Source organism: Anaeromicropila herbilytica, from assembly GCF_016591975.1.
In the GTDB taxonomy this organism is placed as follows: Bacteria; Bacillota; Clostridia; order Lachnospirales; family Lachnospiraceae; genus Anaeromicropila; species Anaeromicropila herbilytica.
Window position 1 is genome coordinate 2,001,593 of the sequence record NZ_AP024169.1, and the last position, 19,245, is coordinate 2,020,837.

18 protein-coding genes are annotated in these 19,245 nt (G+C 32.6%); 13 read left to right on the top strand and 5 right to left on the bottom strand.

Annotation, left to right across the window (positions count from 1 at the left end; all coding sequences use genetic code 11):
* Positions 1–31 precede the first annotated feature (31 nt).
* The 4 genes from bsdtb5_RS08485 to aroF form a co-directional block, all read right to left on the bottom strand.
* Positions 32–1,642, bottom strand: a complete 1,611-nt coding sequence (locus tag bsdtb5_RS08485) for a glycosyl hydrolase (RefSeq protein ID WP_271715593.1) — start codon at positions 1,640–1,642, stop codon at positions 32–34.
* Positions 1,643–1,939: 297 nt separating this feature from the next.
* Entirely contained in the window at positions 1,940–3,241 is a 1,302-nt protein-coding gene (gene aroA / locus bsdtb5_RS08490; RefSeq protein ID WP_271715594.1) for a 3-phosphoshikimate 1-carboxyvinyltransferase, read from the bottom strand.
* Between the two features lie 153 nt (positions 3,242–3,394).
* Positions 3,395–4,504 (bottom strand): prephenate dehydrogenase, encoded by a 1,110-nt coding sequence (locus bsdtb5_RS08495; protein ID WP_271715595.1) that lies wholly within the window; start codon positions 4,502–4,504, stop codon positions 3,395–3,397.
* A 14-nt stretch (positions 4,505–4,518) separates the two neighbouring features.
* The gene (gene aroF, locus bsdtb5_RS08500) at positions 4,519–5,532 is read right to left on the bottom strand and encodes a 3-deoxy-7-phosphoheptulonate synthase (RefSeq protein ID WP_271715596.1); all 1,014 of its coding nucleotides are present in this window, start codon (positions 5,530–5,532) and stop codon (positions 4,519–4,521) included.
* A 549-nt stretch (positions 5,533–6,081) separates the two neighbouring features.
* Here aroF and bsdtb5_RS08505 point away from each other — a divergent pair.
* The 12 genes from bsdtb5_RS08505 to sufU all read left to right on the top strand — a co-directional run bounded on the left by bsdtb5_RS08505 (position 6,082) and on the right by sufU (position 16,697).
* Positions 6,082–6,594, top strand: a complete 513-nt coding sequence (locus bsdtb5_RS08505) for a YqeG family HAD IIIA-type phosphatase (RefSeq protein ID WP_271715597.1) — start codon at positions 6,082–6,084, stop codon at positions 6,592–6,594.
* Between the two features lie 157 nt (positions 6,595–6,751).
* The gene (efp, locus tag bsdtb5_RS08510; RefSeq protein WP_271715598.1) at positions 6,752–7,309 is read left to right on the top strand and encodes an elongation factor P; all 558 of its coding nucleotides are present in this window, start codon (positions 6,752–6,754) and stop codon (positions 7,307–7,309) included.
* 264 nt (positions 7,310–7,573) lie between these two features.
* Positions 7,574–7,852 carry a hypothetical protein gene (locus bsdtb5_RS08515; protein WP_271715599.1) on the top strand — a complete coding sequence of 93 codons (279 nt, stop codon included), beginning with the start codon at positions 7,574–7,576 and terminating at the stop codon, positions 7,850–7,852.
* A gap of 653 nt (positions 7,853–8,505) precedes the next feature.
* Entirely contained in the window at positions 8,506–9,600 is a 1,095-nt protein-coding gene (locus tag bsdtb5_RS08520) for a hypothetical protein (RefSeq protein WP_271715600.1), read from the top strand.
* Between the two features lie 271 nt (positions 9,601–9,871).
* Entirely contained in the window at positions 9,872–10,339 is a 468-nt protein-coding gene (locus bsdtb5_RS08525; protein ID WP_271715601.1) for a LytTR family DNA-binding domain-containing protein, read from the top strand.
* 1 nt (position 10,340) lies between these two features.
* Entirely contained in the window at positions 10,341–10,781 is a 441-nt protein-coding gene (locus bsdtb5_RS08530; RefSeq protein ID WP_271715602.1) for a DUF6608 family protein, read from the top strand.
* Positions 10,771–11,436, top strand: a complete 666-nt coding sequence (locus bsdtb5_RS08535) for a hypothetical protein (RefSeq protein WP_271715603.1) — start codon at positions 10,771–10,773, stop codon at positions 11,434–11,436. Before bsdtb5_RS08530 ends, bsdtb5_RS08535 begins: the two co-directional genes overlap by 11 nt.
* A 298-nt stretch (positions 11,437–11,734) precedes the next feature.
* The gene (sufC, locus tag bsdtb5_RS08540) at positions 11,735–12,490 is read left to right on the top strand and encodes a Fe-S cluster assembly ATPase SufC (protein ID WP_271715604.1); all 756 of its coding nucleotides are present in this window, start codon (positions 11,735–11,737) and stop codon (positions 12,488–12,490) included.
* A gap of 15 nt (positions 12,491–12,505) precedes the next feature.
* Positions 12,506–13,912 carry a Fe-S cluster assembly protein SufB gene (sufB, locus tag bsdtb5_RS08545; RefSeq protein WP_271715605.1) on the top strand — a complete coding sequence of 469 codons (1,407 nt, stop codon included), beginning with the start codon at positions 12,506–12,508 and terminating at the stop codon, positions 13,910–13,912.
* Positions 13,913–13,947: 35 nt separating this feature from the next.
* Positions 13,948–15,054, top strand: coding sequence for a Fe-S cluster assembly protein SufD (gene sufD / locus bsdtb5_RS08550; RefSeq protein WP_271715606.1), 1,107 nt, complete (start codon positions 13,948–13,950; stop codon positions 15,052–15,054).
* The gene (locus bsdtb5_RS08555) at positions 15,047–16,279 is read left to right on the top strand and encodes a cysteine desulfurase (RefSeq protein ID WP_271715607.1); all 1,233 of its coding nucleotides are present in this window, start codon (positions 15,047–15,049) and stop codon (positions 16,277–16,279) included. Before sufD ends, bsdtb5_RS08555 begins: the two co-directional genes overlap by 8 nt.
* Positions 16,266–16,697 carry a Fe-S cluster assembly sulfur transfer protein SufU gene (gene sufU, locus bsdtb5_RS08560; protein WP_271715608.1) on the top strand — a complete coding sequence of 144 codons (432 nt, stop codon included), beginning with the start codon at positions 16,266–16,268 and terminating at the stop codon, positions 16,695–16,697. The genes bsdtb5_RS08555 and sufU overlap by 14 nt, the downstream gene beginning before the upstream one ends.
* Before the next feature lie 157 nt (positions 16,698–16,854).
* On the opposite strand, the gene bsdtb5_RS08565 is transcribed toward sufU, so the two are convergent.
* Positions 16,855–17,802: a polysaccharide lyase gene (locus tag bsdtb5_RS08565; protein WP_271715609.1), complete on the bottom strand. Its 948-nt coding sequence runs from the start codon at positions 17,800–17,802 to the stop codon at positions 16,855–16,857.
* Between the two features lie 370 nt (positions 17,803–18,172).
* Between bsdtb5_RS08565 and bsdtb5_RS08570 the strand changes: the two genes are divergently transcribed.
* Positions 18,173–18,982, top strand: coding sequence for a HEPN domain-containing protein (locus bsdtb5_RS08570; protein ID WP_271715610.1), 810 nt, complete (start codon positions 18,173–18,175; stop codon positions 18,980–18,982).
* Positions 18,983–19,245: the final 263 nt, after the last annotated feature.

Sequence of the window (19,245 nt, forward strand, 5' to 3'; positions counted from 1 at the left end):
GACTTTTAACATCCTAACCAGTTTATTTATATTAGTTAATAGGATAATTTTTAAGATCAGGTAATTCATCTAAAGTAAGGACTTTGTCGTGATTATAGACTTTCTTTAAAGCCTCTTTCGATATGTATTGTTGTGATGTATCTCTAGCGGTATTTAAGATAAATTCATCTGACCAAGTGCTAAAGTAGGACCATCTAGCATCATCTAAGAACATAGAATCAGGATCAGGTAAGAATCCATTTTCGGATAAGGCAATTAATTTATGTGACTTTGTATAATGTAGTGCGTCATTGAATTTACCACTTTGTGTTGAGGTTACATTCTTACCTGGATAGATATCCTCAGCAATAATGTCAACATAGTTATCTCCAGGATACCAATCACCATCTTGGCCATTCCATACCCAGATTAGATTATTCAACTTATGATAATTAGTTAATCGATCATATAGGAGTTGCCATAATTGTTTATAAGGCTCTGAACCAGATGCACCCCACCAGAACCATCCGCCGCTTGCCTCATGAAGTGGGCGAAAGAGGATTGGAATATTTTCACTTTGCAAGCGTTTCAATTGGAATGCGATAGCATCAATGTCTTTTAATAATAGATCTTTTCCGTTCTTATCTTCACCATTCATTATCTTTTCTAAATCAATAGAACTTCCTTCTTTATAGAATCCTTTCCACCAAGGAATCTTATCCGTATTATATAGATATTCTTTTGGGGGATTCCAATGCCAGCAAAAAGTCACGATTCCACCTTCTTTATCAAAATTAATCGCTTTATTAATGGCATAGGAGGTTGACCCATGTGCGACTCTAGAAGGAGAGTACTCTATCAAATCAAGTCCAAGAATTGCTGGAACTTTTCCTGATATTTCTTTGATTAGCTGAAATTCAGGACTATTTAACCCTAGTGTAGCATATTGCCCAGATATGACGTATTTACCATAGGTATCACTAAGGAATTTCATTAACATTTTAGCGCGTGTGGTTGCATTCGGGTTAATTAAATCGGATGCTATATGAAATGTATCTTTATCAAGAGATTTTGATGAGGTAATAGATAGAGAATCTAAACAGATATAACCCCAACTTTTTGATACTGAAATCGTATGCTTCCCTTTTTTTATATAAATATGATTCAATTTAGAATCCGTAAATGTTTTTCCTTCTACGCTTATTGAACCAATATTCATACCATCGAGAGCAACAAAATTGATTTTAGAACCACCATCAGAACTAGCACTTCTAAAATTCAAGTCATAAGCTCCAGATTCATCTATTTCAATTTCAAATGTGCAAGTATCTGTGTTATCTGCTTGAAATCCTTCTACATATCCAGTTCCGGTATATCCTTTTAATATTTTATTAGATTTCACATTTCCAGATAGAGTTGAATCCTCTGCTTCATATAAATAATTCTTTATTGATTTTACTGACGTATTAATTGGTATATCTTTAAGAGCTAGAGTATTAAATGTCTTTTTTTTAGATTCTTTTGAAGAGGCAGAAGCTGTACTTTTCTTTGGTTGAGAATTTGTCTCTTTGGAGGGAGTTTTATTACATACAGTTTGCAAAATAAGCATCAGAATGAGAATGAAAGGTAGAAAATATTTCGTTTTCTTTGTTCTGTTATTCATATGAGCTCCTTATCTAGTTTTTAGTAAAAAAGTTATTAACAATTTTATTGTATGAAAATTATTAAGTAAAGTAAATGATGAAATGTAATATAAAATGCATGTAAAAATATATAATATAAACAATAATGCACGGTATATGCACCAATTATCTAATATTTTGAGTAAACAAAAAAACAAGTAGCTTGGTGAGAGCTACTTGTCTTTTTGTATGAGATTTAGGTATTCTGTACAATGTACAGAAAAAAGTAGGTAGTGTGAAATAAAAAAGCATTTCACAATTATTTATTTAAATGGCTGCTACATAGCAAGACCAGATAAATCAGAGTAAAAGTTTGGATAGGATATATCCACACATTCTGCTTGTTTGATTTCTGTTTCACCTTCTGTCATAAGACTAGCAATTGCAAATGACATTGCAATTCGGTGATCAATTTTACTTTCAATTGTTGCTCCATGAAGTTCTCTGCCGCCATTAATAATCATGCCATCTTCAGTGGCAATTACGTCAGCCCCAAGTAAGGAGAGATTATGAACCATAACATCAATTCGATTGGATTCCTTAACTTTTAATTCAGTAGCATCTTTAATAATCGTCTGTCCTTTTGCAAAACAAGCTAATACTGCAATGACAGGTAATTCATCAATTAATGTAGGAATAATACTACCTTCAATCGTGGTACCAGTTAATTCACTGGATTTAACAAGAATATCGGCGGTTGGTTCACCGTTTTTATCAGATATATTCTGTAAAGTAATATTAGCACCCATCTGTTTACATACTTTTATGATTCCATCTCTTGTTGGATTGATTCCAACATTTTTAATCAGTACCTCAGAATTCGGTACAATTAATCCTGCTACAATAAAGTAAGCAGCAGAAGATATATCGCCAGGAACCATGATTTTTTTAGCGGTGAGCCTTGTAGCTGGGGAGACCGTAGCAGTAGTGCCCGAAGTCTTAATATCAATGCCAAATTGGCGGAACATTAACTCCGTATGATTTCGAGAAACATAAGGCTCTGTAACACTACTAGGATTATCAGCATATAATCCAGCGAGAAGAACTGCTGACTTTACCTGAGCTGAGGCTACAGGGGAATCATAATGAATTCCTTTTAATTTTCCCCCAACGATATTAAGAGGAGCGCAGTCATTGTTATTTACACTAGTAATATTTGCTCCCATCATGGATAAAGGCGTGATAATACGCTTCATTGGTCTCTTTTGAATACTGGAATCTCCTGTTACTGTAACGTCAAAATTCTGAGCAGAAAGGATTCCGGACATTAAGCGCATTGTTGTTCCGCTATTTCCAACGTCTAATATACTATTAGGTGCTTTTAAACCTCTAAGGCCGTTGCCTTTTACTCGAACAACGGTATCCGAAGGATTGGAGGAGCTTACTTTATTATTTTCTACATGTATGCCCATTTTTTCAAAACAGGCAATTGTAGAAAGACAATCTGCACCTTGCAAAAAGTTGGTGATTTCTGTTGTACCTTCTGCGAGGGAACCAAGCATGATTGCTCTATGAGATACGGATTTATCACCTGGAACGGTAACTTCTCCGTGCAATGAATTTACTTTTTTGAAGATCATAATGTGGTTCCTTTCTATTTAGATTAAATACTGGTATTTACTAAACTTATTAATCAATTCTACTATTTCTAATATAATTTGTACTTTTCAGGAGCGTAAGTTAAGTATCATTACATTGATATTTAGTAAAGTATACAGTTTAGTATATATCAACTAACGTTCATATATGGTATAGCGATATTTCTTTAATAGAGTGATAGCTTTTATACTATGACTTTCTTCATAGAATTCGATTCGAAGAACACCTTCTTCGTGTTCTCTATTGTGAAGAATTCCAATATTTTTAATGTTAATGTTATTGCTTGCAAGAATTGTAGCAATTGTTGCTATAGCGCCAGCTTCATCAATAATATCAACGAATACTTCGAATGATTTTTGTAACATACCAGACGAATTAGATGGTATATTATTACGATATTCAGAAGCACTTTCAAAGGCATTATAAAGATATTCTTCATCCGAATGTTCCAATGCTTGTTTGAATTGAATAAGCGATTCAATATACTTTGAAAGAAATTGTTCGATACTTTCCTTATTGGTTAGACAAATGTTCTGCCACATAACGGAAGAAGAAGATGCAATTCTAGTAATATCTTTAAAGCCACCTGCAGCTAAAAGACGCATTTTCTCATGCTCATCGTCAGAATCCTTTACAAGATTAACTAAGGAAGAAGCAATTATATGAGGAACATGACTGATACAAGCAGTGATATCATCATGTTCCTTAGCATCTAAGATGAGTGGAAGAGCACCTATATCTTTCACCAATTGATAATAAAAATCTAATTGATCATTTGTAGTTTGATTGGTAGGAGTTAAAATATAGTATGCATTTTCTAATAACCTAGCATGGGAATTCTCATAGCCTGTTTTTTCAGAACCTGCCATTGGATGTCCACCAATGAAATTTGCCTCCATCTCTAAAGTGGCAATTGCTTCATGAATATTACCTTTAACACTACCAACGTCGGTTATGATACATGTCGGTTTTATAATATCTTTTAATTCATTTAAATATTTTATATTAGTTAGCACAGGAGCACACAAAAAGATAATGTCACAGTCTTTAAAAGCCTCGGATATATTTGTATCAATTCTATCTATTATATGATCACTAAGAGCAGATTCTAAGCTCGAATTACGTCTATCCTTATGATAATTATAAGCGATTATTGTATAATTCATTTTTAGTGTTTTGAGAGCTCTGGCGATAGAACCTCCAATTAATCCAAAGCCAATAAAGCCAACAGTTACATCCTCCATTGAGAAACCTCCAGTTAAAATGTTTTCTTAAATAATTGTGCAAGTGGTCTTAACTCTTCACATAACGTTTCGAATTGAGGGAAAGTAAGTGATTGAGGACCATCGGATAAAGCAATTGCTGGATTTGGATGAGTTTCAATCATAAGACCATCAGCACCTGCAGCGACAGCACTCATTGCAAGTGGTTTTACGTAGCTACGAACTCCAGTTGCATGACTTGGGTCAACAATAATTGGTAGATGGCTCTTTTCCTTAATAACAGGAACCGCGCTGATATCAAGAGTATTTCTTGTAGCAGTCTCGAATGTACGAATACCACGTTCGCATAGCACTACATTAGGATTGCCTTGGGACATAATGTATTCGGAAGCATTTAACCATTCTTCAATAGTTGCAGATAGACCACGTTTTAACAATACAGGTAAACCAGTTTTACCAGCTTCCTTTAGTAAATAGAAGTTTTGCATATTTCTAGCACCGATTTGAAGCATATCTACATATTTAATTGCAGATTCAATTGCTTCAAGACTTGTTACTTCACATACAACAGGTAAACCAGTTTCTTCTCTGGCCTCTTTCATATAACGAAGACCTTCTTCTTCAAGACCTTGGAATGCATATGGGGAAGTTCTAGGTTTGTAAGCACCACCACGAAGTATAGAAGCACCAGCCTTCTTGATTGCATGAGCAGTCTCAAGAACTTGTTTCTTGCTTTCTACAGCACATGGTCCAGACATAATTACTAGTTGATCTCCACCGATTAGAACATTTCCTACTTTAACGACAGATGGTTCAGGGTGAAATTTCTTATTAGGTAACTTATAGCTTTCTGTTACAGGAACTACTCTATCTACATCGTCCACTATTTCTATGTTCTGATCTGCAAGCAGACTTTTATCCCCGATAACACCGATTATGGTTACTTCTGCACCATCGGATATATGAGCTTTCAGACCTTTTTCTTCTATAATAGCTAATACCTGTTTAATTGATTCTATCTTAGCATTTGGTTTCATTACGATTATCATGATTGTCTCTCCATTCTATGGTAAGTTTCTTATATTCTATGATTGGTTAGTGAATCAAGTTACTATGCGAAGGTTATCTATTTGATAATACTGTTATTGATAAACAAGGCATGAAAATATAGATCTCTAACGGTTATTATAAAGTTATAGGATATATCATACATCATCAGGTTTGATATGTCAATACTTTAAAACTTTAAAGTTTAACAGTTTAAACTAATATACTCGATAGCTAACATTAATGTCTTATAGAAGACAGTAATATAGATGCTATCTTAGATACAGATCGAAATAAAAATATACCAAAAAACTTACATGGAAATTTGATATTCTAATCTTAATTATGATAGGATAGGTTGAATAATATTGTAGATAATACATAACATAAAGTCGTAAAATGAATTATAATAAGTACTTTCATTATTTACTTTCATAATTGTGTAATATATGGTAAAATAAATGCGGTTTATTCCACCTTAATATAAAAACGTTACAGAACCGTTGATTATATGCAGTTTAAATAAACTAGGATAGTTTTAGGAGAGTGTTATGTTTAAAAGATTTTACCCAAGCGAATATGTAGATTCTACTTATGAAATTGATTTTAGGGGACTCTACCAAAAGGGATATCGAGGCTTATTATTTGATATTGATAATACGTTAGTTGAACATGGAGCAGATGCCAGTGAACAAGCAATTCATTTTTTCCGTGAATTAAAAGAAATCGGGTATGAAGTATGCTTATTATCGAACAATAAGATCGAACGTGTGGAACGCTTTAATAATAAGATTAAGGTTAAGTATATCCATAATGCAAGGAAACCAAGTAAAAAGAACTATCTAAAAGCGATGCAATTAATGAAGACAGATGTTAATAATACTGTTTTTATTGGAGATCAGTTATTTACTGATGTATTTGGTGCCAATCGTGTTGGATTAAGGACTTATCTCGTGAAACCAATTGATCCAAAAGAAGAAATACAGATTGTATTAAAAAGATATCTAGAAAGAGTAGTATTACATTATTATAAGAAATCTTTGAAAAAGAAAAAAGTTAGATAATATATCATTTGTCGGGCAACTCATATCATAGAATCAAATTATGGAATATGAATGATAATTTACACCTTATTTCTAAGAGCAATTGAAAAAAATAGTTGAAAATTAAGGTATATTATTATAAACTATAAGAAGTTAATTTTAAGGAGGAATATCAAGAATGGTATCAGCAGGCGATTTTAGAAATGGCTTAACAATTGAAATGGATAATAATATATATCAGGTAATCGAATTCCAACATGTAAAACCTGGTAAAGGTGCTGCATTTGTTAGAACTAAATTAAAGAATATTAAAAGTGGTGGTGTAGTTGAAAAGACTTTCAGACCTACAGAAAAATGTCCACAAGCTCACATTGAAAGAAAAGATATGCAATATCTTTATTCAGATGGTGACTTATACCACTTTATGGATGTAGAAACATATGATCAATTTGGATTAAATGAAGATTCAATCGGTGATTCATTAAAATTCGTAAAAGAAAATGATATGGTTAAAATGCTTTCACATTCTGGCCAAGTATTCGCAATTGAACCACCTCTATTTGCTGAATTAGTAATTACAGATACAGAACCAGGATTCAAAGGTGATACAGCTCAAGGTGCTACAAAACCAGCAGTTGTTGAAACTGGAGCTACTGTATATGTTCCATTATTCGTAGAACAAGGTGATAAGATTCAAATCGATACTAGAACTGGCGATTACTTAAAGAGAGTCTAGTCGAGTATCAAATCAAAATATAAGCGTAGTTCATGGAGAATTAAATTTTCCGTGAACTACGCTATTTTTATATTTTTTTGTACCACTAAATACATGGTTTTTATTTGTTATATATCTATCAAATATCTTAAGTAAAATTATTTGAATATCGGATTTTTTTGATACAGATTAGCAAAAATATTACACTAAACTTATTGATGATGCAATAACCTTAAAATTATTGGTTCCAAAAGAAAATATTGAGAAAAGTGAAAATTACAATTAATGGCGCTTCGAATATCTAAGAATTATGTAGAATGGTGTAATGCTGATTTGAAAAGTAATGGTGTTGTTATTAAAACCGAAGAAGAAGCGAGAATTAATAATCTAGCGTTACTAAGTAATGGATTACCAACTCATTTACAGGAAGAAATGGGTGACAATGCAATTAAAAAGGGGAAATGCTATATTGTTACTGCAGTATATGGTTCATATGATTACCCACAAGTATGGACACTAAGGCGGTTTCGGGATTTCTATTTAGCAAAATCTTGGTATGGATAAAGGGTATAAAGATATTGAATATAATGATGAAAATTATTAGTTAAAGTAATATAAAAGTTTAATATTAGTAAAAATATTAAACAAGTAGCTAACAAAAGTGTTTAAATTTGTTATATAAAAGCTGTTTCAAATTAAAGAAGGTTTAATATAACTTTTGTTTTATATAACGCAATACATAGAAATTAATTTGGTATGTATTGCGTTTTTTATACAGTTTTACTTTATATGGATATATAGTTAGCCGAGTTGGCATGAAAAATAACTTTACAAAATATAACAAATATAATAATATTTGATTATATTTGTAAATATAAAGATTGAGAGATCGTATATGCATATAAAAAATATTTTTAAAAAAATAATTAACATACTTTTTATTATATCATGGCTGACTGTTCTAGGTATTATAATAGTTACTTTTTTAATAAAAGATTCATTAACTGCGTATAATATGGGCGATTATATGAGTATAACTGGAACCATAAATTTAATATGTTTTATTATTATTTTTATCAAAGCTAAAACTAACAATTATTTTAATTAACTTACAATTAAGATAACAACTAGCATTGAAAAGAAATATAAACTTAATTAATAAACTCATTAATAAAAGCTCATAAAAGTACAAGTTATTGAAAGGAGTACTACATATCATGGAAAAACAATATTATGTTCAAGTTATTGCAGAGAATTATTTGAAAAATGTGATTGATGACCCAAGTTCTATGAGCGTACATGAAAAGTTTCTTAACGGCTTAGATCAGAAGGATTTTGAAGAAGGTTTTTTAGCTCTGATTTCTTTGGTACGCCATCTTTATAGTGATGTAGCTCGTGATCCTGCTAGTTTTGGTATGATACTGAAGGATATTACTGACATTAATGCAAAGAACACGGACTATACCAGCAGTAATGCAAGTTTTCTTCGAATACCTAATTTATTATTTATACTAGGTGCTAGAGCAGAACTTCGGACTGAGATGATATTAACAATTGACGGAGGTGTTCTTTCATCAATAGCAAAAGAGTTAAAAATCACAGGTCTTTGGCTATTAATATCTAAACTTAGGGAGTACGGGTTAGAGATTATCGGTATGGATAAAACAATCAAAAATGGTGATGTGATATCTATTTCATATCCTGATAATCGAGCACTAATTGTAGTATTAAAGGCTATGGCAGACGCAACAATGGAAATAAATAAAGGCGACATGAAGAAACAAAAGAATTGGTTCTACATGATGCATTACGGGATTTTGGAAGATGCAAAGGTGAAAGAACCAAAGCTGACTGTAGAATCAATCTATCATGCTCTAGACTCTGCAAAGAGTGAAAGTGCTGATATATTGCACGAAAGTGTAGCGAATGTGACAAAGCAGGCTGTACGAATGGGAGGCTTTATGCGTAACGATTGGTCATGTGTCTACACAAGTATTAAGAATAAAAAAGTGCTAATGAGCCTTCATGTTGAACAGGAAAAGCTTTCTGCCAAACTGAATCTACAACATATCAATGAATATATGTCTTTGGTTGCAGAGCTACCAAATAAGATACGAGATTCAATCAGTATAAATGGATGGGATTGCGGACATTGTAACCCAAGTTGTTCTGGTGGATTCTCTTTCGAGTTGGATGGTAAAGCTTACAATAAATGCCGTTGCGGATCTTTTATATTTGAAGATATTACAGACGAAGATGTTCAAAGTTGTAAAAAATTATTGAGCCAGGAACTTTTATGTGAAAACATGTAAAATAAGTTTTTGTTGTATATGAAGCGCACTTTATGGAGTAATGAAGGAATTTCCGTAAAGTGCGCTATTTTTGTAACCTAGGCTTGCTATAGTGTAACATATGCATATAGACGTTGCAATTGGAAGCGTATTGGATATAATAGGTCAAGAGGTGTATATTGTGAAATAAAGCGTTTCACACGTTGAATTTAGGCTTGCGAGCAAGTCGCAAGTATGTAGGCTAGTGTGAATGATTTAACACCCCTGATTTGTATGTCGCGGGAGGCGACAGATGGGAGCTAGAATGAAAATACTTAAGTATCAGAAGCTAGATTTAGAAGAAAATAGAATTGAATTATACTACAACAAGATTGATCAAGAGACAGAGAATATTATAAAAATTATAGATTCCTATAATAAGACTTTAACAGGAAGAAATGAAAATGAGACTACATGGGTTCATTTAAGTGACATATATTATTGTGAAATAATTGATCGTAAATGTTATGCATACCTAAAGGAGTCCATCTGGCAGGTAGATATTTCACTTCAAATGCTATTAGATCAGTTTGGCAGTTCAGGGTTTGTAAGAATTAGTAAATCAATGGTTGTAAATATTCATAAAATAGAAAGATTAAAAACAGATCTTAATATGCGGGTAAATATCATCTTGGATAATGGAGAAACCGTTATACTAAATCGTACATACAGAAGTCAATTTTATCAGTATCTAGAGAAAACGAGAAGGGAGATGAAATGATATGCAACTTATTAACAGAAAGAACTTTATATCTATTGTTTGCACTGTCTATACAATAATTTCACTCAGTAAAATCATATTAGAAGCAATGCAAGGTTATAAAGACCCTTACTATGTAGAGAATTTTATCACAATATTTTTCATATCACTAGGTGCAACATTTGTTCTTGGTCTCCACTACTACCTTCAGAATGTTCCGTTAACAATTGTAATATTGGGACAATACATATTTTTGCTTGGAATTATAATGTTGAGTATATGGATAGAAAGCCATTTTCAGAAGATGGCATCTACAGCCTATAGAGATATGTTTTTATCTTTTACATTTCCTTATATCATAGGTGCAATCATATATTATGTTTCTATTATGCTTCAAATGAGAAAAGCAAATAAGACATTGGAAGAAATCAATAAAGGTGGAGGGAAGAAAGATGAATATTAAAAAGAAGGAAGCTAGTGGAAGAAATTATTTGGAATTAGCATTGTATGCATTTGCGGGGCTTGGTATAGAAGCGTTATATGTATCTTTATTAGAACCCAATATTTATGGGTGTGTTATGAGTAAATGGAATGTGACACAGTCAATCTGTCATTGGATATTGACCTGTATAACATGGGGTGTGATTGCATTTCTTATAGTAAGATATGCATATATGAGATATGGTTTCGATATTTTTGAGAGCAAAGATAAAATAAAGGTAAAGCAATGGATTCTGACTGTAGTCTGTGTAGCACTTGTGTTGATTAGTAATTATATAGAATGGAATGGCTCTAAAGTACTCCATGAATTCCAAAGTAATGGAATGCCAAAATTCATTTTCCAGTACATTTATTATTTATTTGAGACATGTTTGTTTATGCTAATAATTGTGTTCGGGCAGAAAGCTTTTGAAAAATGGTTACATAAAGAGAATATACCATATGGAGGTATTGTAGTAGCATTAACTTGGGGAATGGCACATTGGATGACAAAAGGTAGTCTTTATGCAGGATTATTTACAGCAGCATGTGGTTTCTGTTTTGGAGCAATTTATCTCCTTTTGAATAGGAATATAAAGTGGACCTATCTGGTATTGTGTATAATGTTTATATTATAAAATCATACTATTTAAGTATAATATACATTATTAATACAAGTTCCTAATATAGAGATAGTTTTCTACATCAAAATAGATAATAAAATTATGAACGCAACTCATAGAAATATAAGATTTCTAAGGGCTGCGTTTTTGAATGTTCTAAATTAATGAAATTCTTAAATTAAATGATATTCCTTCTTGACAAATCATTATCATATGGATATCATAAGATTATACCTGAGCAAAATACTCGGAAATGAAATGGTAGGATATAGAATATATATAGAATTCGAATAATAAGTAAGGAGAATACAAGATGAATGAAAAACTTTTAGAGATAAATAATTTACATGTTAATACAGAGGATAAAGAAATATTAAAAGGTGTTAACCTAACGGTGAATAAAGGAGAAGTTCATGTAATTATGGGCTCCAATGGTGCAGGTAAGTCAACCTTAGCACAAGTAATCTTAGGACATCCAAAGTATCAAGTAACAGAGGGAGACATGATCTTCCAAGGTGAGAGCCTAAAGGAATTAAAGACAGATGAGAGAGCAAGAAAAGGAATCTTTCTATCCTTTCAGACACCTGAGGAAGTGCCAGGAGTTACGGTAGAAGGGTTCTTAAGAAGCGCAAGAAGTGCAGCACTTGGTCGACCTGTTATGCTACATAGCTTTCGTAAAGAATTAAAAGAAAAATTAGAGTTGCTAGATATTAGTGATGAATATGCTTCTAGATATCTAAATGTTGGCTTCTCCGGAGGAGAAAAGAAGAAAAATGAAATCATTCAAATGATGATGCTGAATCCGAAACTTGCTATTCTAGATGAAACAGACTCAGGACTTGATGTTGATGCAGTTAAGATTGTATCGGAAGGCGTAAAGCAATTTAAAAATGAGGAGAATGCCGTAATCATTATTACTCATAATAGCAAGATATTACAAAGCTTAGAACCTGATTATGTGCATATCTTATTAGATGGTCAGATTGTTCGAACATCCGATGCTTCCTTGATTGAAGAAGTAAATCAAAAAGGATTTGCAGAATATAAAGAAGCAGTAATACATGCATAAAAGAGGTGATATCATATGGAAAATATAAAAGATACAATCAAAGAGCTAGAGCGAGGAGTATACGACATCATTAATGAAGATCGATATCGATACAAATCGCAAAAAGGTTTGACGAAAGAGATTATTTTAGATATCTCACATAAGAAGAACGAACCTGAATGGATGACGAATTTTCGGTTGAAATCTTTGGAGACATATCAGAATATTGAGATGCCAACCTGGGGGCCATCCCTTGAGGAATTAGATATGGACAATATCGTAACTTATGTTCAACCAGATACCAAGCTAAATGGTAACTGGGAGGAAGTGCCAGAGGAAATCAAAGATACTTTTGATAAACTAGGAATACCTAAGGCAGAAAGAGAATCGCTTGCTGGTGTAGGAGCTCAATATGATTCTGAGGTTGTATATCATAGTATTAGAGAGGATCTTGTAAAGCAAGGTGTCATTTACACGGATATGGAAAGTGCTCTTAGAGATTATGAAGATATTATAAAAGAGTATTTCATGACACTAGTTCCACCAAATGATCATAAATTTGTTGCGCTTCATGGTGCTGTGTGGTCAGGAGGATCTTTTGTTTACGTCCCAGAAGGTGTTGAAGTCGAGATACCATTACAATCTTATTTCCGTTTGAATTCACCAGGTGCTGGGCAGTTTGAACATACATTGATTATCGTTGATAAGAATGCGAAGCTCCATTTTATAGAAGGTTGCTCGGCACCTAAATATAACGTAACCAATCTACATGCAGGATGTGTTGAATTATTTGTTAAAGAAGGAGCATACTTACGATATTCCACTATTGAGAACTGGTCTAGAAATATGTTGAACTTGAATACGAAAAGGGCCGTTGTCGAGAAAAAAGGTACGATTGAATGGGTATCTGGTTCCTTCGGCTCAAAGATATCCATGCTATATCCAATGAGCATTTTAAAAGGAGAAGGTGCAAGATCTGAATTTACAGGAATTACATTTGCAGGAAAAGGTCAGATATTAGATACAGGAACGAAAGTTGTTCATGCAGCACCTTACACTTATTCTACAATTAATACGAAATCTATCTCCAAAAGTGGTGGAGAAGCTATATACCGTGGAAGTGTTCGAGTGGCAAAGAATGCCCACCATAGTAAATCGACAATCTCTTGTGAATCCTTAATGCTTGATGATCTATCAAGAGCAGATACCATCCCAGTTCTTGATATTATGAATGATGAAGTTGAGATAGGACATGAAGCTAAAATAGGTAAGATTAGTGATGATACGATTTTCTATCTAATGACAAGAGGTATTAGTGAAGAAGAAGCCAAAGCAATGATAGTTCGTGGATTTGCAGAACCAATAGCAAAGGAATTACCGCTTGAATATGCAGTAGAGATGAATAATCTAATCAAACTTGAATTAGAAGGAAGTATCGGATAGAGAATAAGTAAGGAGATTAGAACAGAGGTGATATCATGAGTGAGAATAATAGAAAAATAATAAGTCCAATACCAGTTCGAACATGGAGAGGTCTTGGTGTGAATCATGCTTTCCTTGAAGAACAGGATATTAAACTAAAACCTTATCATAGACAAATATTTGAGAAAAGAAATAGCATAGATGAGTTTGGAATTGTAACAGAACTGACTGAGAAGCAAAATCAAGAAGCACATTTCATAGATAAGCAGTATAAGGGACTTGATCAGAATATTTTAGAGCAGTGTATAAAAGAATATAATACAGGAGTTTATATTGAAGCACAGGAAGGCACTAGTAGACAAGAACCAATTATCCTTCATTATACTTTAGATAAAGAGAATAATACATTAATTGATAATAATCTAATAATTGCAAAAGAAAACAGTGAAATTACTGTCATTATTCAATATGATTCCAAGGTAAAAGGATATCATAATGGACTCACTAGAATCTTCGGTAAGAAAGGCTCTAGGATAAAGTTAGTTAAAGTTCAAACTTTGAGTGATGATAGTACACATTTAGATGCTGTATATACCAAATTAGAAGACAATGCAGAAATAGAATATACCTTAATTGAATTAGGTGCCAAGAATGGAATTATTCATAATCAAAGCGATTTGATAGGAACAAATAGTAGAACGAATCTTAAAATGGCATATATCACAGATAAAGACCGCAAAATAGATATGAATTATATCATGAATCATGTTGGAAGAGAAACAAATAGCCAGATTGATGTCAAAGGTGCTCTTTTAGATGAAGCAGATAAGATCTTTCGAGGAACAATCGATTTGAGAAAAGGTGCTGTCAAAGCCAAAGGTAAGGAAGAAGAATATACAATATTACTGAGTGATAAAGTTAGAAATCGTTCTGTACCTATTCTATTATGTACAGAACATGAAGTGGAAGGGCAGCATGCAGCAAGTACTGGTAAAGTTGATGAGAATAAACTGTTTTATCTGATGTCAAGAGGCTTAAGCGAGTATGAGGCTAAGAAATTAATAGTTGAGGCTTCCCTGAATCCAATCATTGATCAGATACCAGACGAATTAATTAGAGAAGAAATCAATGATTATGTAAGGAGGAAGTTTATTAATGAATAAGGAGATAAAAAAAGATTTTCCAATCTTAGATCAAGAAATACATGGTCACCGATTTACGTATCTTGATAGTGCGGCTACGACTCAGAAACCAATCGCAGTATTAGAAGCAGTGAACGATTACTATAAGAACTATAATGCGAACCCTCATCGAGGTGCTTATTATTTAAGTGAAAAGTCAACGGAAATCTATGAAAATACAAGAACAGTTGTAAAAGAATTCATTGGTGCAAAGAACGAGAAAGAAATTATCTTTGTTAAAAATGCAACAGAAGCTTTTAATTTGTTAGCTCATTCATATGGAATGAATTTCATTAAGGAGGGTGATGAGATTGTCATATCAGTCGCTGAACATCATTCCAATCTTGTACCATGGCAGCAAGTTGCGAAAGCAAAAGGTGCTCTATTAAAATATCTATATCTAGATGAAGAAGGAATTATAACAGAAGAAGAGATAGCAAATAAGATTACGAATAAGACGAAAATAGTTTCAGTCACTCACGTATCAAATGTATTAGGAACGATTCAACCAATTAAGAAGATTATAGAGAAAGCACATAGTGTAGGTGCGGTAGCATTTATTGATATCGCGCAGAGTGTTCCTCATATGAAGATTGATGTAAGTCAATTGGATGCAGATGCAGCAGTATTTTCAGGTCACAAGATGCTTGCACCTATGGGGATTGGAGTACTTTATGGGAAAGAAGAATTATTAGAGAAGATGCCACCTTTTATGTGTGGTGGTGATATGATTGAATATGTAACAGAACAAGATACGACCTTTGCTGAACTTCCGAACAAATTCGAGGGAGGAACTCAGAATGTGGAAGGAGCTGCTGGATTAACTAGTGCTATTCAATATTTGAATGAGATTGGTATGGATAATGTCGAACAAATTGAAGATGAACTGGTAAGTGAAACTTTAAAACGCCTTGAAGAATTACCTTTTGTTACCGTGTATGGTACGAAAGATACAAAGAAGAAATCAGGTGTTATCTCTTTTAATGTAGAAGGAATTCACCCTCATGATGTTGCATCTATACTAGATTCTTATGGAGTAGCAATACGTGTCGGTAGGCATTGTGCATATCCTTTGCTTAATTATATGGGAGTTAATGCAGGAACATGCCGTGTTAGTTTCTATATCTATAATACAATGGAAGATGTAGAAGCATTGATTGAAGGACTAAAAAATACAAGGAAGTGGTTAGGATATGGATCTAAATAGTATATATACAGAGGTAATAGCAGAACATAATATGTCCAATCATAATAAGCATCATATTGAGGGGGCTGATTTTATTGAGAAGGGGCATAATCCAAGCTGTGGTGATGAGATTGAACTTGAACTTCGAATCAAGAATGGAATAGTAGAAGATGGAGGATTTACTGGAGTAGGATGTGCAATATCTCAAGCGTCCACTTCTATTATGATTGATTTAATCAGAGGTAAGAGTGTTGAAGAGGCAAAAGAGCTCATTGAGACTTTTTTAGGTATGATTAAGAGAGAGATTAAAGATGAGAAAGAACTTGAGGTATTAGAAGATGCGATTGCATTAAAAAATATATCAAATATGCCAGCAAGAGTAAAATGTGCGGTATTAGCATGGCATACTTTAGAGGAATCCTTAAAGAAAGCAGTATAGTAAAGCAGATAGGGTAGACTTGTTCAAAGTCTATCTTATCTGCTTTTTTAGAAAATTAAGATGGATATGCATAGTGACTTATCTGTAATATTTTTTAAGAAATAACAATTTTATGTAAAAATTATATACCTGATCTAGTGATAAATAAGAAGAAAGCTTACTCTAAGAATTTATTAATAACACTTACATTATCGAAATAGATTACTCTTTTTGTAAGTGTTGAGGTATCATCTGGCTGTGCCCAATTCCATTTATAGATACCTAATTTCATAATTGGACCTAATTCATCATTTGTAGTGTTAGGAAGCCCGTTACAATCTAAGACTAAATTATCATTTTTATATACTTCTAATATAGGATTTTGAGAAGAAAGCCATCCCCATTTTATATGAAATGACCACTTCACCCATTTTCCTTTATCTTCTACATAAGATCCTAGATCATAAGAAGCGAAGTTCTTTTTATCAATGATTGATTGGTCGGTAGATACTTCTGCATCATCCCAACAACGACCTATTATATAATGACCATCAAAAGTATGAAGTGATAAAGGTGGAGAAGTCCAAGGCTCATTTTTATCTAAGTCAGGTTGATTATGCCATTGGGCAATTATTTCAGAACCTTCTGAATCAATTTTATAATCTTCTGATCCTCCTTTTGGAAGCAAAGTATAAAATGTATAAGTGTGTTCTTGTCTTTGTTCGTTTTGAATGTTACTTATTACAGGATTAGCCTGGTCAATGCGAATCTCGGAACGCTTGCTGTCTGAAACAATTTTGTCGTTCTTATTTAATTGAACTCTTAATGACTTCTTTCCAGAATAGTGGTACTTATTTGATAATGTAATCGAATTAGGGTTGGGAATCTCCTTATACCAATAGTCATCATTTAATGGTTGCTCAAAATCGTCTGTAAATATTGTTTCGGTAGCATTACTAACCGTGTAAGTGCTAACCTTATTTAAATTTCTACCAATAGAAGGTATATTATTAGTGGTTGAACTTTTAGTGAGGTTTGAAGCATTTACATTAATAGATGTCATAGCAAATAGAACAGAGCCAGTAACTGTTAACGTTAAGAGGGACTTTAATAATTGTTGATGCATATAGATCTCCTTTTCATAATATTGTATTATATACTAATATTCGACACTTTAATATTATGAATGAATAGAACTTTAGTCGGACATATGATGTTGGATTTTACAACCATACTTAAAACTTTTATAAACTATAGGAACTTTAAAACTAATATTGGGTATATTGCATACAAAATATAATATATATTGTTAAAAATATAGCAAAATATCATATAAGTACTAGTAAAGAAAATTAATTTGTTGTAGAATATAGATAAGATAAATAATTCATGAATAGATTGACCAAATAGAGAGAATTCTATTTGAATTAAGTAACGAAATCACTGTAGTTATTACATATGCAGATATGTAAACCAATTAGAAATGAGGGATATCTATGATAAGCGTAAGTTTAAAAAATATGATTTTAAAGGATAATGAGGAATATTGTTTTAATCCATATTTTTGTTTTCGCAATAATGATACTAGAGACAGTCTTGCCTTAGAATGCAGTGAAGATGATGAGGAATCTTGTGAGTCATCTCAAAGTATTATACGATATGCTCTTGATTTGGCATTTCCTGAATTATTTCTTAGGACTTATTGTAAAGAAGGATATGCAATCTGGATTAGTAGACCAATGTTGAACTCATATGCGAATCATAGTTATAGTCCATCCGATATTTTTCAATTAGATGAAGATAAGATGGATGATTTAAGACGGTGGTTTGATCTTTTGGTAGAATACTCATATTCAACCAAAGAACATATAGATAATCTAGTTAGTCCATGGAACAAAGCTTTCAATGAATATCGGAATGCAATTGATTCGACGAATGTTGAAAAAGCATATATGCATTTGGTAGCAGCGCTGGAAGCCCTCTTTCGAGATTCAAATAGTGAAGTACAATTTAAGGTAACACTATATACTTCTCTTATCTATTCGGAGGAGAAAATGGATAGAAAAAGAGTTAAGAGCTTATTAAAGAAAGCTTACGATATACGAGGTAATCTAATGCTTGGAGAAATACGATCTATGAAGGAACTAGCAAATAAAGAGGCTCTTTATCATGATTATTTTGAATTAAAGAAGATTGTTAGTTCAGTATTATATAAGACATATGGCCTTACCAAAGAAGAAATTCTTGATCTGGTAGAAGATAATGTGTTTGAAAGCCATATTTCATTAAAAAGAAGTGTTTTATAGCATTAATTGTTAAAAATATAACAAATATTCCCATGTATCTGGCTTGATGAATACTTAATAAAAAAAGATATAAAAAGTTTAAGCATTTAAGTATAGTTAAGATTTTTCGCTGGGAGGTTTGAAGTATTATAATGAGAGTTAGAAATAGAAAGAACTGCCCTTATTTATGTTATTTTAAATAAGGGCAGTTTTTTTGATGATTCGGATGAGTACACGATATGGAGAAAATGAAATCGATAGTCAAAATACGATAATCTTGAGTA

Bases quoted from the DNA above. Each gene is read 5' to 3' on its own strand.
- bsdtb5_RS08485 (WP_271715593.1), bottom strand. From the start codon at position 1,642: ATGAATAACAGAACAAAGAAAACGAAATATTTTCTACCTTTCATTCTC.
- aroA (WP_271715594.1), bottom strand. From the start codon at position 3,241: ATGATCTTCAAAAAAGTAAATTCATTGCACGGAGAAGTTACCGTTCCA.
- bsdtb5_RS08495 (WP_271715595.1), bottom strand. From the start codon at position 4,504: ATGGAGGATGTAACTGTTGGCTTTATTGGCTTTGGATTAATTGGAGGT.
- aroF (WP_271715596.1), bottom strand. From the start codon at position 5,532: ATGATAATCGTAATGAAACCAAATGCTAAGATAGAATCAATTAAACAG.
- bsdtb5_RS08505 (WP_271715597.1), top strand. From the start codon at position 6,082: ATGTTTAAAAGATTTTACCCAAGCGAATATGTAGATTCTACTTATGAA.
- efp (WP_271715598.1), top strand. From the start codon at position 6,752: ATGGTATCAGCAGGCGATTTTAGAAATGGCTTAACAATTGAAATGGAT.
- bsdtb5_RS08515 (WP_271715599.1), top strand. From the start codon at position 7,574: ATGGCGCTTCGAATATCTAAGAATTATGTAGAATGGTGTAATGCTGAT.
- bsdtb5_RS08520 (WP_271715600.1), top strand. From the start codon at position 8,506: ATGGAAAAACAATATTATGTTCAAGTTATTGCAGAGAATTATTTGAAA.
- bsdtb5_RS08525 (WP_271715601.1), top strand. From the start codon at position 9,872: ATGGGAGCTAGAATGAAAATACTTAAGTATCAGAAGCTAGATTTAGAA.
- bsdtb5_RS08530 (WP_271715602.1), top strand. From the start codon at position 10,341: ATGCAACTTATTAACAGAAAGAACTTTATATCTATTGTTTGCACTGTC.
- bsdtb5_RS08535 (WP_271715603.1), top strand. From the start codon at position 10,771: ATGAATATTAAAAAGAAGGAAGCTAGTGGAAGAAATTATTTGGAATTA.
- sufC (WP_271715604.1), top strand. From the start codon at position 11,735: ATGAATGAAAAACTTTTAGAGATAAATAATTTACATGTTAATACAGAG.
- sufB (WP_271715605.1), top strand. From the start codon at position 12,506: ATGGAAAATATAAAAGATACAATCAAAGAGCTAGAGCGAGGAGTATAC.
- sufD (WP_271715606.1), top strand. From the start codon at position 13,948: ATGAGTGAGAATAATAGAAAAATAATAAGTCCAATACCAGTTCGAACA.
- bsdtb5_RS08555 (WP_271715607.1), top strand. From the start codon at position 15,047: ATGAATAAGGAGATAAAAAAAGATTTTCCAATCTTAGATCAAGAAATA.
- sufU (WP_271715608.1), top strand. From the start codon at position 16,266: ATGGATCTAAATAGTATATATACAGAGGTAATAGCAGAACATAATATG.
- bsdtb5_RS08565 (WP_271715609.1), bottom strand. From the start codon at position 17,802: ATGCATCAACAATTATTAAAGTCCCTCTTAACGTTAACAGTTACTGGC.
- bsdtb5_RS08570 (WP_271715610.1), top strand. From the start codon at position 18,173: ATGATAAGCGTAAGTTTAAAAAATATGATTTTAAAGGATAATGAGGAA.